This is a genomic window from Yersinia entomophaga (genome assembly GCF_001656035.1).
GTDB lineage: Bacteria > Pseudomonadota > Gammaproteobacteria > Enterobacterales > Enterobacteriaceae > Yersinia > Yersinia entomophaga.
Genome location: NZ_CP010029.1, coordinates 2,760,948 through 2,776,352, shown reverse-complemented (window position 1 = coordinate 2,776,352; position 15,405 = coordinate 2,760,948). Strand labels below are relative to the sequence as shown.

The following is a 15,405-nucleotide window of genomic DNA, read 5'->3' as shown; positions in this document are numbered from 1 at the left end:
TGAAGAAATAACTATACCCATATTGTCCACAGGTAGATCCCAGCTGATTCACAGAGTACAATACCGCCTCTTTACTTTGGTTGGGTTGTTTATGGCTGATATTACGTTGATCAGTGGCAGCACTCTTGGCAGCGCAGAGTATGTCGCTGAGCATTTGGCTGAGAAGCTGGAAGAAGCGGGTTTCTCCACTGAAACTTTGCATGGCCCGGAATTAGATGAATTAACGCCGCAAGGCCTGTGGCTGGTGGTGACCTCGACTCATGGAGCGGGTGATCTACCAGACAATCTTCAGCCTTTGCTTGAACAAATCGAGCAACAACAACCCGACTTATCTCAGGTTCGCTTTGGAGCCGTTGGTCTTGGCAGTTCCGAGTACGACACTTTTTGCGGTGCGATCCGCTCTCTTGATCAACAGTTGATCGCAAAAGGGGCTAAACGGATCGGTGAAATACTCGAGATCGACGTCACTCAACATGAGATTCCTGAGGATCCAGCTGAGGAATGGGTTAAAAAGTGGATTAATTTACTCTAATTCGCTCAAAGATCACGCGAACGATTGTGGATAACTATGCTTATAAGCAGGGTAAAACCGGTAGTTATCCCTATAACAACCTTCGTACGTATTGTGACCTGTGCATAACATGGCATTTAGATCCCAGCTTATACGCAATAGGATCACCGATCATGCACAGCAAACGATCCTCCTTAATCCCATGATCTTATTTGTGAATAATCACTTATCCACAGATGATCGCGATCCTAATAGAAGATCTAATAAAGAGATCTTTAAATAAAAAGATCTTCTTTTAATTAAGGGCGATCCCAAGGCACTTGGTCGATCGTCTAAACTTGAGTAGAATCCCCCACCCCAGGGCAAACCAACGATCATTCGCATAACGGCGAGGTGCAGTACCATGTTTTATCCAGATCAATTTGACGTCATCATCATCGGTGGTGGTCATGCAGGCACAGAGGCTGCAATGGCAGCGGCACGCATGGGACGTCAGACCCTCTTGCTGACGCACAATATCGACACACTGGGGCAAATGTCTTGCAACCCAGCGATCGGCGGTATTGGAAAGGGGCATCTGGTAAAAGAAATCGATGCCCTCGGCGGGTTGATGGCGATGGCAACAGACCAGGCGGGCATTCAGTTTAGGATACTAAACGCGAGCAAAGGCCCCGCAGTCAGGGCAACTCGTGCGCAGGCCGATCGGGTACTTTACCGTCAGGCGGTGCGTACCGCATTGGAAAATCAGCCAAATTTGATGATCTTCCAGCAACCTGTCGAAGATCTAATTGTGGAAAACGATCGGGTTGTCGGTGCTGTCACCCAGATGGGGCTTAAATTCCGCGCCAAAGCCGTTGTGCTGACCGTAGGGACCTTCCTGGATGGTAAGATTCACATCGGGCTGGAAAACTACAGCGGTGGCCGTGCAGGCGATCCTCCATCGATCTCGCTATCACAGCGTTTGCGTGAACTGCCGTTGAGAGTGAATCGCCTGAAAACCGGTACACCACCGCGAATTGACGCCAGAACTATCGATTTCAGCCAATTGACACCGCAGCTAGGTGACGATCCGGTGCCGGTATTTTCATTCCTCGGGAATGCCTCACAGCATCCTGAGCAAATGGCTTGCCATATCACCTACACCAATGAAAAAACCCATGAGGTTATCCGTAATAACCTCGATCGTAGCCCAATGTATGCTGGGATCATTGAAGGGATCGGCCCACGCTATTGCCCCTCGATCGAAGACAAAGTCATGCGCTTCGCCGATCGTAATGCGCACCAGATTTTCCTTGAGCCAGAAGGCTTAACCAGTAACGAAATTTACCCAAATGGGATTTCCACCAGTTTGCCATTTGATGTGCAGATGCAAATCGTTCGTTCGATGAAAGGTATGGAAAACGCAAGAATCATTCGTCCTGGTTACGCTATTGAGTATGATTTCTTCGATCCACGTGATTTGAAGCCGACTCTGGAAAGTAAATATATTCAGGGGCTGTTCTTTGCAGGGCAAATCAACGGCACCACCGGTTACGAAGAAGCGGCGGCTCAAGGCTTGCTTGCTGGCCTCAACGCAGGTCGCTTTGCCAACGAAGACGAAGGCTGGTCACCGCGCCGTGATGAAGCCTACCTCGGTGTGCTGGTAGACGATTTGAGCACTTTGGGCACCAAAGAACCCTATCGCATGTTTACCTCTCGGGCTGAATACCGCTTGATGTTACGTGAAGACAATGCCGATCTGCGTCTGACTGAAACTGGACGTAAGCTTGGTTTAGTCGATGACGCTCGCTGGGCTCATTACAGCCAGAAAATCGAGCAAATCGAGAGAGAACGCCAGCGTCTGCGCGATATCATGGTGCATCCGAACTCAGAGAACATCGAGCAAATCAACGCGTTGCTCAAAGCGCCTTTGTCCAAAGAAGCCAACGGCGAAGAGTTGTTACGACGCCCTGAAATCGATTACCGCATGCTGACTTCACTGGACAAATTCGGCCCAGCATTGAGCGATCCTCAGTCTGCGGATCAGGTTGAAATTCAAGTAAAATACGAGGGTTATATTGCCCGTCAGCAGGAAGAAATCGAACGCCAGCTGCGCAATGAGAACACGTTGCTGCCTGCGGATCTGGATTACAGTCAGGTTTCAGGTTTGTCGAATGAAGTCACGGCAAAACTGAACGATCATAAACCAAACTCGATCGGCCAGGCATCGCGTATTTCTGGCGTTACGCCAGCTGCAATCTCTATCTTGCTGGTCTGGTTGAAAAAACAGGGCTTACTTCGTCGTAGTGCCTGAATGTATTCTGCGGTGCGCTAGACTTAGCGCACCAGCGACCGCCTGCTAACGCAGGCAAATCTCTTTTTCGATGACTTATTAACGCTGGCTACGCCGCTTATGGCCAGAGGAAATTGTGGTGCAAAAAAAATTAGAATCCTTGCTTAAAAGCGCGGGAATTTCGTTACCCGATCAACAAAAACAGCAGCTTATTGGCTATGTTGAGCTATTGCACAAGTGGAACAAGGCTTATAACCTGACTTCTGTCCGCGACCCTGAACAAATGCTGGTTCGCCATATCCTGGATAGCATTGTGGTTAACCCTCATTTGCAAGGTCAGCGGTTTATCGATGTTGGAACCGGGCCGGGCTTACCTGGCATTCCTCTGGCTATCGTGCGCCCTGATTCACATTTCACTCTGCTAGACAGCCTCGGAAAGCGTGTGCGCTTTTTGCGTCAGGTACAACATGAGTTGGGGTTGACTAATATCGAGCCTGTGCAGAGCCGTGTGGAAGACTTTAGCGGCCAACCTGGGTTTGATGGCGTGATAAGCCGTGCGTTTGCTTCTTTGGACGATATGCTGTCTTGGTGCCATCACCTGCCAGCCAGGCCTGAAGGGCGTTTTTACGCGCTGAAAGGCGTACGCCCTGATGATGAATTATCGACTTTGCCACAAGGTATTGAATTGGAGTCTGTGATTCGACTACAGGTTCCTGAGTTAGATGGCGAACGGCATTTGGTTATCCTTAAACCAAACTAAGTTTGTTATTTATCAAAAAAAGCAATAAAGTTTTTCGGAATTAGGTATTTCACCCGGGTTAATTGTCTGAGTTAATTAATTCGGTGGATGTGTAAATATTCACCTGATTATTACAAGAATGTATCCGGGAATTGACATATCAGGTTGGACGCAGGGATATAATCACGAATGAAACTACTTTGATTCATTATTCTTCGTTTTTATGTGTTTAACTTGTTGCAATATTATTATCGAAAATGTCAACAGAAGGTTTTGGTTCGGTAGATAAGATGTTTACGGTGTGTTTAAATTCAATTCTTTGATTTATATATGTATTTAATGGCTCTTTTGGTTAAAGACAAAGAAAAGCGTTCTCGATATAAATAGATAATATTAAGTTCTGTGAGCAACAGCACGCTTTATTGAGAGCCAGTGGAATAGTCAGACAAAATAATGTGAGATTTATTCCGAGGGATTTCTTGTGAAAAGAGTCCGAAAGAAGAAAATTTAAATAATTGTTCACCTTTTCGCTACTTATCGATTGAATTCGTTGGTGTGCACCGTATAATTTGCTCGTTTTTTGCTGCTTGACTCTCTGGGGCAAAGGCAGTTTTATACGTCACTCAGTATACCCATCGAGGGGTAGGGAGAGAACAAACGTCATGCCTGTATCCCTTTACAACGGGAAAATTGCGCGAAAGTTGCTGTTTTTGCAGTTAATGACTTTTGTTGTTCTCAGCGCTGCTTTCGGTTTGAAAGGCTTGGAATGGAGTGCTTCTGCATTCGCAGGGGGTTTGGCGGCCTGGTTGCCAAATGCCATGTTCATGCTGTTTGCTTGCCGCCATCAGGCAAAAACAGCGGCTCCGGGTCGTGTTGCTTGGACGTTTGCCATTGGCGAAGGGTTAAAAGTTATCATTACGATAATTTTACTGATTGTGGCTTTGGGGCTGTTTAAAGCGGCGTTTGTCCCACTCGGTTTAACCTATTTATCGGTGCTGATTGTGCAGATATTGGCACCGGCCGTAATTAGCGGTTACCGTACTTAAAACAGTTATCGTATTTAACTAAAAAAGGGTAAGAGGCATCATGTCTGCATCAGGAGAAATCTCTACTCCAAGGGACTACATAGGCCACCATCTGAATAACCTTCAGTTGGACCTGCGTACCTTCGAGTTGGTCAATCCCCACTCTACTGGCCCTGCATCGTTCTGGACGTTGAACATTGACTCATTGTTCTTCTCTGTCGTGCTGGGGTTAGCTTTTCTGCTTTTGTTCCGCAAAGTTGCTGCAGGTGCCACCAGTGGCGTCCCGGGTAAACTGCAGACCGCCGTTGAATTGATTATCGGTTTTGTCGATAGCAGCGTGAAGGACATGTATCACGGCAAGAGCAAAGTGATCGCTCCTCTGGCGTTGACCGTGTTTGTCTGGGTCTTCCTGATGAATATGATGGACTTGCTACCAATCGATTTACTGCCATTCATCGGTGAACACGTCTTTGGATTACCGGCTCTGCGTGTGGTACCTACTGCCGATGTAAGCATTACCTTGTCTATGGCTTTGGGTGTTTTCATCCTTATCCTGTTCTACAGCATCAAAATGAAAGGTGTAGGCGGCTTCGTAAAAGAATTAACGATGCAGCCGTTCAATCACCCGGTATTCATTCCAGTCAACTTGATCCTGGAAGGTGTCAGCCTGCTGTCCAAACCGGTTTCACTCGGTCTGCGACTGTTCGGCAACATGTATGCGGGTGAGTTGATCTTCATCCTGATTGCTGGCCTGCTGCCGTGGTGGTCTCAGTGGTTGTTAAGTGTGCCTTGGGCCATTTTCCATATACTGATTATTACGTTGCAAGCCTTTATCTTCATGGTTCTGACGATTGTCTATCTCTCGATGGCATCCGAAGAGCACTGATTTTCTTATAACACTACTGCGTTTTAACTGAAATAACTGGAGACTGTCATGGAAAACCTGAATATGGATCTGCTGTACATGGCTGCCGCTGTGATGATGGGTTTAGCGGCAATCGGTGCTGCGATCGGTATCGGCATCCTGGGTGGTAAATTTTTGGAAGGCGCTGCACGTCAGCCTGACCTGATTCCTCTGCTGCGTACACAGTTCTTTATCGTCATGGGTCTGGTTGACGCCATCCCAATGATCGCTGTTGGTCTGGGTCTGTACGTGATGTTTGCTGTCGCGTAAGTAGAGATTTTCTCTACTGTGAAACTACACCAAACTATTAACTTTGAAAGAGGCATTGTGCTGTGAATCTTAACGCAACAATCCTCGGCCAGGCCATCGCGTTTGTCCTGTTTGTCATCTTTTGTATGAAGTACGTATGGCCGCCAATTATGGCTGCCATCGAGAAGCGTCAAAAAGAAATTGCTGACGGTCTCTCTTCTGCAGAGCGTGCCAAAAAAGATTTGGACTTAGCGCAAGCCAATGCGACCGACCAACTGAAGAAAGCGAAAGCAGAAGCTCAGGTGATCATCGAGCAGGCGTCTAAACGCAAAGCTCAGATCCTTGATGAAGCTAAAACTGAAGCTGAACAGGAACGTAACAAAATCGTGGCGCAAGCGCAGGCAGAGATCGACGCCGAACGTAAGCGCGCTCGTGAAGAGTTGCGTAAGCAAGTCGCGATGTTGGCAATAGCTGGCGCCGAGAAGATCATCGAACGTTCCGTGGATGAAGCTGCTAACAGCGACATCGTTGATAAACTGGTCGCTGAACTGTAAGGAGGGAGGGGCTGATGTCTGAATTTGTAACTGTAGCTCGCCCCTACGCCAAAGCAGCTTTTGACTTTGCTGTTGAGCACCAGGCGGTTGAACATTGGCAGGAAATGCTGGCGTTTACCGCTCAGGTAACGCGCAATGAACAGATTGCCGAATTGCTTTCAGGTGCAGTTGCACCTGAATCAATGTCGAAAACGTTTATTGCCGTTTGTGGTGATCAACTCGATGTGCCCGCACAGAACTTTATCCGAGTTATGGCGGAGAATGGCCGTTTACTGGTTCTTCCTGAGGTGCTGCAGCAGTTTATTCAACTGCGTGCCTCGTTAGAGTCTACCGTCGACGTTGAAGTGTCCTCTGCGAGTGCACTGAGTGACGAACAGCAGGCTAAGATTGCCGCTGCGATGGAAAAACGTCTGTCACGCAAAGTTAAGCTGAATTGCAAAATTGATAAGTCTGTAATGGCCGGCGTCGTAATACGCGCAGGCGATATGGTGATAGATGGCAGCGTTCGCGGTCGTCTTGAACGCCTGGCAGACGTCTTGCAGTCTTAAGGGGACTGGAGCATATGCAACTGAATTCCACCGAAATCAGCGAACTGATCAAGCAGCGCATTGCTCAGTTCAATGTGGTGAGCGAAGCTCACAATGAAGGTACTATTGTTTCCGTCAGCGACGGGATCATCCGCGTGCACGGTTTGGCTGAAGTTATGCAAGGCGAGATGATCGCATTGCCAGGCAACCGTTACGCTATCGCACTGAACCTGGAGCGAGACTCCGTTGGTGCAGTCGTTATGGGTCCGTACGCCGATCTTGCTGAAGGCATGAAGGTTAAATGTACTGGCCGTATCCTGGAAGTTCCTGTCGGTCGTGGCCTGTTGGGTCGCGTTGTCAATACTCTGGGTGAACCTATTGATGGTAAAGGTCCGGTAGAAAACGACGGCTTCTCAGCCGTTGAAGCTATTGCACCTGGCGTTATCGAACGTCAATCCGTTGATGAACCCGTTCAGACTGGTTATAAATCCGTTGATGCCATGATTCCAATTGGTCGTGGTCAGCGTGAATTGATCATCGGTGACCGTCAAACCGGTAAAACTGCTCTGGCGATTGATGCGATCATTAACCAGCGCGATTCCGGCATCAAATGTGTGTATGTTGCTATCGGCCAGAAAGCCTCTACTGTTGCAAACGTAGTGCGCAAACTGGAAGAACACGGCGCTTTGGCTAACACCATTGTGGTTGTTGCTACCGCGTCTGAATCTGCAGCATTGCAATACCTGGCACCTTACTCCGGTTGTGCCATGGGTGAATATTTCCGCGATCGCGGTGAAGATGCGCTGATTATTTATGATGACCTGTCCAAACAGGCCGTTGCATATCGTCAAATCTCCTTGCTGCTTCGTCGTCCACCAGGCCGTGAAGCTTATCCTGGCGACGTATTCTACCTCCACTCCCGTTTGCTGGAACGTGCTGCGCGTGTCAACGCGGACTACGTTGAAGCATTCACCAAGGGTGAAGTGAAAGGTAAAACCGGTTCTTTGACCGCTCTGCCGATCATCGAAACGCAAGCAGGTGACGTTTCCGCGTTCGTTCCGACCAACGTAATTTCGATTACCGATGGTCAGATCTTCCTGGAATCCAGCCTGTTTAACGCCGGTATTCGTCCTGCGGTAAACCCAGGTATCTCCGTATCTCGTGTGGGTGGTGCAGCGCAGACCAAGATCATGAAAAAACTGTCCGGTGGTATCCGTACCGCTCTGGCACAGTATCGTGAACTTGCCGCGTTCTCCCAGTTCGCATCCGATCTGGATGATGCAACACGTAAACAGCTGAGCCACGGTCAGAAAGTGACCGAGCTTCTGAAACAGAAACAGTATGCGCCGATGTCTGTCGCACAGCAGTCTCTGGTTCTGTTCGCAGCTGAACGTGGTTATCTGGGTGATATCGAGCTGGCGAAGGTGGGTAGCTTTGAAGCTGCGCTGTTAGCTTTTGCTGACCGTGAGCACGCTGAGCTTCTGCAACAAATCAACCAAACTGGCGCGTATAACGATGAGATCGAGGCCAAGCTGAAAGGCATCCTCGACACATTCAAGGCAACCCAGTCCTGGTAACGCTATTCGGTCCTGCTTTTCGTTAGGAAAGCAGGCCGTCTGGCAATGAGGAGAAGCAGAAATGGCCGGCGCAAAAGAGATACGTTCCAAGATCGCCAGCGTGCAAAACACGCAAAAGATCACCAAAGCCATGGAGATGGTCGCCGCCTCCAAAATGCGTAAATCGCAGGAACGCATGGCGGCCAGCCGTCCTTATGCAGAAACGATGCGCAGTGTGATTGGTCACCTCGCGTTAGGTAATCTGGAATACAAACACCCCTACCTGGACGAACGTGAAGTGAAACGCGTCGGGTATCTGGTGGTTTCTACAGACCGTGGTCTATGTGGTGGTTTGAACATTAACCTGTTCAAAAAACTGTTGGCTGAGATGAAAGCTTGGTCCGAGAAAGGCGTTGAGTGCGATCTTGCCCTGATTGGTTCCAAAGCGGCATCTTTCTTCGGTTCCGTGGGCGGCAATATTGTTGCTCAGGTTACTGGCATGGGGGATAACCCTTCTCTGTCAGAACTGATCGGGCCGGTGAAAGTGATGCTACAAGCCTACGATGAAGGCCGCCTGGACAAACTGTATGTAGTAAATAACAAGTTTATCAACACAATGTCTCAGGAACCACGGATCATGCAGCTGTTACCTCTTCCGCCTGCGGAAGACGGCGAGCTGAAGAAGAAATCCTGGGATTACCTGTATGAACCCGATCCTAAAGCGTTGCTGGATACCCTCCTGCGTCGCTATGTGGAATCACAGGTTTATCAGGGCGTCGTTGAAAACCTGGCCAGCGAACAGGCCGCGCGAATGGTAGCGATGAAAGCCGCCACCGATAACGGCGGTAGCCTGATCAAAGAGCTGCAGTTGGTTTACAACAAGGCTCGTCAGGCCAGCATCACTCAGGAACTCACCGAGATCGTCGGGGGAGCCTCCGCGGTTTAACCAGGCTATTACCCCAAATAGTTCATATTGCGGGAAGGCGGCAACTGAGCGAGCCTCCGGGTGTTTACTTGAAGTAAGCAGCGGGAGTGAAAGAAGACAGCCAACGCGTCAGCAATGTGAAGTATGACGGGTAAATGTATTACGTAGAGGATTCAAGATGGCTACTGGAAAGATTATCCAGGTAATCGGCGCCGTAGTGGACGTCGAATTCCCCCAAGACGCTGTACCAAAAGTGTACAACGCCCTTGAGGTCGAAGGCACGGCTTCCAAGCTAGTGCTAGAAGTTCAGCAACAGCTGGGCGGCGGTGTTGTTCGTTGTATCGCAATGGGCTCTTCCGATGGTCTGAGCCGTGGGTTGAAAGTAATCAACCTGGAACACCCAATTGAAGTGCCAGTAGGTAAAGCTACTCTGGGCCGTATCATGAACGTATTGGGTGACCCAATCGACATGAAAGGTGCCATCGGTGAAGAAGAGCGTTGGGCAATCCACCGCGAAGCGCCTTCTTACGAAGAGCTTGCCAGCTCGCAGGATCTGTTGGAAACCGGTATCAAGGTAATGGATCTGATTTGTCCGTTCGCTAAGGGCGGTAAAGTCGGTCTGTTCGGTGGTGCGGGTGTAGGTAAAACAGTAAACATGATGGAGCTGATCCGTAACATCGCGATCGAGCACTCAGGTTATTCTGTCTTTGCCGGCGTGGGTGAACGTACTCGTGAGGGTAACGACTTCTACCACGAAATGACTGACTCCAACGTTCTGGACAAAGTATCACTGGTTTATGGCCAGATGAATGAGCCACCGGGTAACCGTCTGCGCGTAGCATTGACCGGCCTGACCATGGCGGAGAAATTCCGTGATGAAGGTCGTGACGTACTGCTGTTCATCGATAACATTTACCGTTATACCTTGGCCGGTACAGAAGTATCTGCACTGCTGGGTCGTATGCCATCTGCGGTAGGCTACCAGCCAACGCTGGCAGAAGAGATGGGCGTGTTGCAGGAACGTATTACTTCCACCAAGACGGGTTCAATCACCTCCGTACAGGCCGTTTACGTACCTGCGGATGACTTGACTGACCCATCACCAGCAACCACCTTTGCTCACTTGGATGCAACAGTGGTATTGAGCCGTCAAATCGCCTCTCTGGGTATCTACCCGGCGGTTGACCCGCTTGATTCCACCAGCCGTCAGCTTGATCCATTGGTTGTTGGTCAGGAACACTACGATGTAGCGCGTGGCGTGCAGTCTATTCTGCAACGTTACCAGGAGCTGAAAGATATCATCGCGATTCTGGGTATGGACGAGTTGTCAGAAGATGACAAACTGGTTGTATCCCGTGCGCGTAAAATCCAGCGCTTCCTGTCTCAACCGTTCTTCGTGGCAGAAGTCTTCACCGGTTCTCCGGGTAAATTCGTGTCGCTGAAAGATACCATCCGTGGTTTCAAAGGCATCATGAATGGCGACTATGACCACCTGCCGGAGCAGGCGTTCTACATGGTTGGCACCATTGAAGAAGCAGTGGAAAAAGCCAAGAAACTGTAACGCTGTTGACTGGAGGGTGACATGGCTGCAATGACTTACCATCTGGACGTTGTGAGCGCCGAGAAGAAAATGTTCTCAGGCGTAGTGCAAAAGATTCAGGTGACGGGTAGTGAAGGTGAGCTGGGTATTTTCCCTGGCCATGCCCCGCTGCTCACTGCCATTAAGCCTGGCATGATACGTATTGTTAAACAGTTCGGTGAGGAAGAGTTTATCTATCTTTCTGGCGGCATCCTTGAGGTGCAACCGAGCGTTGTGATCGTATTGGCTGACACTGCTATTCGCGGAACCGATCTGGACGAAGCTAAGGCGCTGGAATCTAAGCGCAAAGCCGAAGCCCATATCAACAATTCCCACGGTGATGTCGACTATGCTCAGGCATCCGCTGAACTGGCGAAGGCGATTGCGAAATTACGCGTAATCGAACTGACCCGTAAAGCGATGTAACTTTATCGAGTCAGGTTGCCTAAAGCGGCCTGACTGATAGAGTAATAAGGTGCCAGTTAGCGCAAGCTGACTGGCATTTTTCTTTTCTGCGAATCCCATGATTCTCTTTATTCTTCGATCTCGCCTCTCGGTTTTTCCTATTCAATCGGTCATTTCATTGTGTTTTTAAGATTGTTAAACCTTACTTAATAAGGTGCGATCCGTATAACTATTATCGGATATATAAAGTCGGTAATGATGTTTCGATGCAAAAGCATCGTTAGCCTTTGGGGGGATGTCTTATTTCGGCGAGAGTTGATTATGAGGAAGGCGTTTTCTTTCTGAATTATCTTGTTTCTTGCCGTAAAATAAGTGTTTTATTGCGCGATAGAGTTAGGTTTTCTCAGCCGATAAAAGTGGTAAAACGTCGTCGATCGCAGACAGTATCTCTCGCTTTTTTTTTGGATTTTCGCTAAGTGAAACAATCCTTTAACGGTGCGGGTTTGCGGCGTTTTTCGCTGAGAAATATGTAGTAATTTTATCGGTAAACGGGTTTACTTCCGTCAATTCAATTGGAGTTATCAGGTTGCTTATGTCTAACAGCACAATGAGCGTAGTTATTCTTGCCGCAGGCAAGGGAACGCGCATGTATTCCGACCTTCCCAAGGTATTACATCCATTGGCCGGCAAGCCTATGGTTCAGCATGTTATTGATGCTGCGATGAAGCTGGGTTCCAGCAATGTTCATCTGGTTTATGGTCACGGTGGCGATTTACTGAAAAAGACGCTGAGCGATCCGGCATTAAACTGGGTGTTACAGGCTGAGCAACTGGGTACGGGCCATGCGATGCAGCAGGCTGCGCCTCATTTCTCTGATGATGAAGATATTTTGATGCTGTATGGCGATGTACCACTGATCTCTGTGGATACCTTGCAGCGTTTGGTTGCGGCTAAACCAGAAGGCGGTATCGGGCTACTGACGGTTAAGTTGGACGATCCAACCGGTTATGGCCGTATCGTGCGTGAAAACGGCGAAGTGGTCGGTATCGTTGAGCATAAAGATGCCAGCGAAGCCCAGCGTGATATTAACGAAGTTAACACGGGTATTCTGGTGGCTAACGGGCGCGATCTGAAGCGCTGGTTGTCTATGCTGGATAACAACAACGCGCAGGGTGAGTTTTACATCACCGATATTATCGCTCTGGCACATGCTGACGGTAAAAAGATTGAAGCCGTACATCCTTCCCGCCTAAGTGAAGTTGAAGGCGTTAATAACCGTCTGCAATTGGCTGCTTTGGAACGTGATTTCCAGTCTGAACAAGCGGAAAAACTGCTGCTGGCGGGCGTAATGCTGTTAGATCCTGCTCGCTTTGATCTGCGCGGTGAGTTAACTCATGGCCGTGATATCACCATCGACACCAACGTTATCATCGAAGGCAAAGTGACGTTAGGCAATCGGGTTCGCATCGGCAGCGGCTGTGTGTTGAAAAATTGCGTGATTGGCGATGATTGCGAAATCAGTCCTTACAGCGTGCTGGAAGATGCTCGTTTGGATAACGCCTGTACCGTTGGGCCGTTTGCCCGTCTTCGTCCTGGCGCTGAGCTGGCTGAGGGGGCTCACGTGGGCAACTTCGTCGAACTGAAGAAAACGCGTTTGGGTAAAGGCTCTAAAGCTGGCCACCTGTCTTATTTAGGCGATGCTGAAATCGGCGCAGATGTGAATATCGGCGCAGGAACCATCACCTGCAACTATGATGGTAAGAACAAGTTTAAAACCATTATTGGCGATGATGTCTTCGTTGGTTCTGATACCCAACTGGTAGCCCCTGTTACCGTCGAAAAAGGTGCCACTATCGGCGCTGGTACTACTGTCACCCGTAACGTGGCTGAAAATGAGCTGGTATTGAGCCGCGTTAAGCAGGTCAATATCCAAGGCTGGAAGCGTCCGGTCAAAAAAAGCTGATTAATATCCTTTCATGGTGTCATGCCATGAAAGGAATGTTTTGCTCGATTTTTTTAGCGACTAACGGCTGAGAATATCGAGCAAAACATAATAATCCCCAAACTCTACAGGCTCGGGGAACCCGGAAAATCCGGAAAATCAGGTCACTGGCATCGAATGGGTTCTTTTCAAAGAACCTTAAATAGGAATTAAACTGATGTGTGGAATTGTTGGCGCAGTAGCGCAACGTGATATTGCTGAGATTCTGATCGAAGGCTTGCGCCGTTTGGAATACCGTGGCTATGACTCTGCCGGTCTGTCGGTAGTTGATGCCAAAGGTAATATGACCCGTTTGCGTCGCGTGGGGAAAGTTCAGGCTTTGTCCGATGCGGCAGAAAGCACGGAACTGCACGGTGGCACAGGTATTGCGCACACGCGTTGGGCGACTCACGGCGAACCTTCAGAATCGAATGCTCACCCGCATGTTTCTGAATATATATCCGTCGTTCATAACGGCATTATCGAAAACCACGAACCATTACGTGAATTGCTGATTAGCCGCGGCTATAAGTTCAATTCTGAGACCGATACCGAAGTTATTGCTCATCTGGTGCACTGGGAGCAGCAACAGGGCGGTTCTTTGCTGGATGTGGTGAAACGCGTTATTCCTCAGCTGCGTGGTGCCTACGGTACCGTAGTGATGGATAGCCGTGACCCAAGTACGCTGGTAGCAGCGCGGTCCGGTAGCCCGCTGGTGATCGGCTGTGGCGTAGGCGAAAACTTTATCGCCTCTGACCAGCTGGCCTTGCTGCCGGTAACTCGTCGCTTTATCTTCCTGGAAGAAGGTGATGTGGTTGAAGTGACTCGCCGCAGCGTGAAAATCTTCGATAAAAGCGGTAACGCCGTCGAACGTGCGGAAATTGAATCTCAGGTTCAATATGATGCAGGCGACAAAGGTGTTTATCGCCATTACATGCAGAAAGAAATCTACGAACAGCCGATGGCGATTAAAAACACGCTGGAAGGCCGTTTGAACCACGGTTTGATCGATCTGTCTGAACTTGGCCCGAACGCAGATAAGCTGCTCTCTGATGTCCAGCATATCCAAATTATCGCTTGTGGCACTTCTTACAACTCAGGCATGGTTTCTCGCTATTGGTTCGAAGCCTTGGCTGGTGTGCCTTGCGACGTGGAAATTGCCTCTGAATTCCGTTACCGCAAATCAGCGGTTCGTCCAAACAGTCTGTTGATTACGCTTTCTCAGTCTGGTGAAACGGCGGATACGCTGGCAGCCCTGCGTTTGTCTAAAGAACTGGGCTATCTGGGTTCTTTGGCTATTTGTAACGTAGCAGGCTCTTCGTTGGTTCGTGAATCTGATTTGGCACTCATGACCAAAGCTGGGACTGAAATCGGCGTAGCTTCGACCAAAGCTTTTACCACTCAGTTGACCGTTTTGCTGATGCTGGTGGCTAAAATTGGCCGCCTGAAGGGTAAACCGGAAAGCCTGGAACACGATGTGGTTCATGCGTTACAGGCTCTGCCTGCGCGTATTGAGCAGATGCTGTCTCTGGATAAAACTATCGAAGCGCTGGCGGAAGGTTTCTCTGATAAGCATCATGCTCTGTTCCTGGGACGTGGCGATCAATACCCGATTGCAATGGAAGGCGCGTTGAAGCTGAAAGAAATCTCCTATATTCATGCGGAAGCTTACGCAGCTGGTGAATTGAAACACGGCCCTCTGGCGCTGATTGATGCTGATATGCCGGTTATTGTGGTTGCGCCAAACAACGATCTGTTGGAAAAACTGAAATCTAACATCGAAGAAGTACGTGCTCGCGGCGGTTTGCTGTACGTCTTTGCCGATCAGGACGCGGGTTTCACCGACAGTGAAGGGATGAAAATTATCCAACTGCCACACGTAGAAGACATTATTGCTCCAATCTTCTATACCGTGCCGCTACAGCTGCTGTCTTACCACGTTGCTCTGATCAAGGGCACTGATGTGGATCAGCCGCGTAACCTGGCAAAATCGGTTACCGTTGAGTAATTTCGGGCTATAAATCTAATGAATATGCTGTTCAGCGAGATCTCGATCTGCTGAACAGCATTTTTTTACCCAACTTATTATCTACTAATGAAAATTCATTGCGTATCGCTTCGTTGATTATCAAAAAATTTTTTAGCCTCTAAGAGCTGACTGTAAATATCGCTATATCT

14 protein-coding genes are annotated in these 15,405 nt (G+C 49.0%); all 14 read left to right on the top strand.

Annotation, left to right across the window (positions count from 1 at the left end; translation table 11 throughout):
• Window positions 1–91 precede the first annotated feature (91 nt).
• The 14 genes from mioC (at window position 92) to glmS (ending at window position 15,235) form a co-directional block, all read left to right on the top strand.
• A complete protein-coding gene (mioC, locus tag PL78_RS12630; protein ID WP_064515994.1) occupies window positions 92–532 on the top strand; it encodes an FMN-binding protein MioC in 441 nt (146 codons plus the stop codon).
• Window positions 533–914: 382 nt separating this feature from the next.
• A complete protein-coding gene (gene mnmG, locus PL78_RS12625) occupies window positions 915–2,804 on the top strand; it encodes a tRNA uridine-5-carboxymethylaminomethyl(34) synthesis enzyme MnmG (RefSeq protein ID WP_064515992.1) in 1,890 nt (629 codons plus the stop codon).
• A gap of 118 nt (window positions 2,805–2,922) precedes the next feature.
• Complete coding sequence (gene rsmG / locus PL78_RS12620; RefSeq protein ID WP_064515990.1) at window positions 2,923–3,543, top strand: 16S rRNA (guanine(527)-N(7))-methyltransferase RsmG; 621 nt, start codon at window positions 2,923–2,925, stop codon at window positions 3,541–3,543.
• Window positions 3,544–4,184: 641 nt separating this feature from the next.
• Window positions 4,185–4,568: a F0F1 ATP synthase subunit I gene (gene atpI / locus PL78_RS12615; RefSeq protein ID WP_064515988.1), complete on the top strand. Its 384-nt coding sequence runs from the start codon at window positions 4,185–4,187 to the stop codon at window positions 4,566–4,568.
• 40 nt (window positions 4,569–4,608) lie between these two features.
• Window positions 4,609–5,433 carry a F0F1 ATP synthase subunit A gene (atpB, locus tag PL78_RS12610; protein WP_049597436.1) on the top strand — a complete coding sequence of 275 codons (825 nt, stop codon included), beginning with the start codon at window positions 4,609–4,611 and terminating at the stop codon, window positions 5,431–5,433.
• A 48-nt stretch (window positions 5,434–5,481) separates the two neighbouring features.
• Window positions 5,482–5,721: a F0F1 ATP synthase subunit C gene (atpE, locus tag PL78_RS12605; RefSeq protein WP_000429386.1), complete on the top strand. Its 240-nt coding sequence runs from the start codon at window positions 5,482–5,484 to the stop codon at window positions 5,719–5,721.
• Window positions 5,722–5,783: 62 nt separating this feature from the next.
• On the top strand, window positions 5,784–6,254 hold the full coding sequence (atpF, locus tag PL78_RS12600) for a F0F1 ATP synthase subunit B (RefSeq protein ID WP_049597435.1): 471 nt from the start codon (window positions 5,784–5,786) through the stop codon (window positions 6,252–6,254).
• A 14-nt stretch (window positions 6,255–6,268) separates the two neighbouring features.
• Window positions 6,269–6,802: a F0F1 ATP synthase subunit delta gene (atpH, locus tag PL78_RS12595; RefSeq protein WP_064515986.1), complete on the top strand. Its 534-nt coding sequence runs from the start codon at window positions 6,269–6,271 to the stop codon at window positions 6,800–6,802.
• Window positions 6,803–6,816: 14 nt separating this feature from the next.
• The gene (gene atpA, locus PL78_RS12590) at window positions 6,817–8,358 is read left to right on the top strand and encodes a F0F1 ATP synthase subunit alpha (RefSeq protein ID WP_004393033.1); all 1,542 of its coding nucleotides are present in this window, start codon (window positions 6,817–6,819) and stop codon (window positions 8,356–8,358) included.
• 61 nt (window positions 8,359–8,419) lie between these two features.
• Window positions 8,420–9,283, top strand: coding sequence for a F0F1 ATP synthase subunit gamma (gene atpG / locus PL78_RS12585; RefSeq protein WP_049597433.1), 864 nt, complete (start codon window positions 8,420–8,422; stop codon window positions 9,281–9,283).
• Window positions 9,284–9,440: 157 nt separating this feature from the next.
• Window positions 9,441–10,823 carry a F0F1 ATP synthase subunit beta gene (atpD, locus tag PL78_RS12580; protein WP_049597432.1) on the top strand — a complete coding sequence of 461 codons (1,383 nt, stop codon included), beginning with the start codon at window positions 9,441–9,443 and terminating at the stop codon, window positions 10,821–10,823.
• A 21-nt stretch (window positions 10,824–10,844) separates the two neighbouring features.
• Window positions 10,845–11,267, top strand: a complete 423-nt coding sequence (locus PL78_RS12575) for a F0F1 ATP synthase subunit epsilon (RefSeq protein WP_038242203.1) — start codon at window positions 10,845–10,847, stop codon at window positions 11,265–11,267.
• A gap of 571 nt (window positions 11,268–11,838) precedes the next feature.
• Window positions 11,839–13,209, top strand: a complete 1,371-nt coding sequence (glmU, locus tag PL78_RS12570) for a bifunctional UDP-N-acetylglucosamine diphosphorylase/glucosamine-1-phosphate N-acetyltransferase GlmU (protein ID WP_064515984.1) — start codon at window positions 11,839–11,841, stop codon at window positions 13,207–13,209.
• A gap of 196 nt (window positions 13,210–13,405) precedes the next feature.
• A complete protein-coding gene (gene glmS, locus PL78_RS12565) occupies window positions 13,406–15,235 on the top strand; it encodes a glutamine--fructose-6-phosphate transaminase (isomerizing) (protein WP_064515982.1) in 1,830 nt (609 codons plus the stop codon).
• Window positions 15,236–15,405: the final 170 nt, after the last annotated feature.

What these genes read in the sequence shown, in the direction of transcription:
- atpG (WP_049597433.1), top strand. Translation starts at nt 8,420, where the DNA reads ATGGCCGGCGCAAAAGAGATACGTTCCAAGATCGCCAGCGTGCAAAAC.
- atpE (WP_000429386.1), top strand. Translation starts at nt 5,482, where the DNA reads ATGGAAAACCTGAATATGGATCTGCTGTACATGGCTGCCGCTGTGATG.
- atpB (WP_049597436.1), top strand. Translation starts at nt 4,609, where the DNA reads ATGTCTGCATCAGGAGAAATCTCTACTCCAAGGGACTACATAGGCCAC.
- atpD (WP_049597432.1), top strand. Translation starts at nt 9,441, where the DNA reads ATGGCTACTGGAAAGATTATCCAGGTAATCGGCGCCGTAGTGGACGTC.
- glmU (WP_064515984.1), top strand. Translation starts at nt 11,839, where the DNA reads ATGTCTAACAGCACAATGAGCGTAGTTATTCTTGCCGCAGGCAAGGGA.
- PL78_RS12575 (WP_038242203.1), top strand. Translation starts at nt 10,845, where the DNA reads ATGGCTGCAATGACTTACCATCTGGACGTTGTGAGCGCCGAGAAGAAA.
- glmS (WP_064515982.1), top strand. Translation starts at nt 13,406, where the DNA reads ATGTGTGGAATTGTTGGCGCAGTAGCGCAACGTGATATTGCTGAGATT.
- atpA (WP_004393033.1), top strand. Translation starts at nt 6,817, where the DNA reads ATGCAACTGAATTCCACCGAAATCAGCGAACTGATCAAGCAGCGCATT.
- atpH (WP_064515986.1), top strand. Translation starts at nt 6,269, where the DNA reads ATGTCTGAATTTGTAACTGTAGCTCGCCCCTACGCCAAAGCAGCTTTT.
- mioC (WP_064515994.1), top strand. Translation starts at nt 92, where the DNA reads ATGGCTGATATTACGTTGATCAGTGGCAGCACTCTTGGCAGCGCAGAG.
- atpI (WP_064515988.1), top strand. Translation starts at nt 4,185, where the DNA reads ATGCCTGTATCCCTTTACAACGGGAAAATTGCGCGAAAGTTGCTGTTT.
- mnmG (WP_064515992.1), top strand. Translation starts at nt 915, where the DNA reads ATGTTTTATCCAGATCAATTTGACGTCATCATCATCGGTGGTGGTCAT.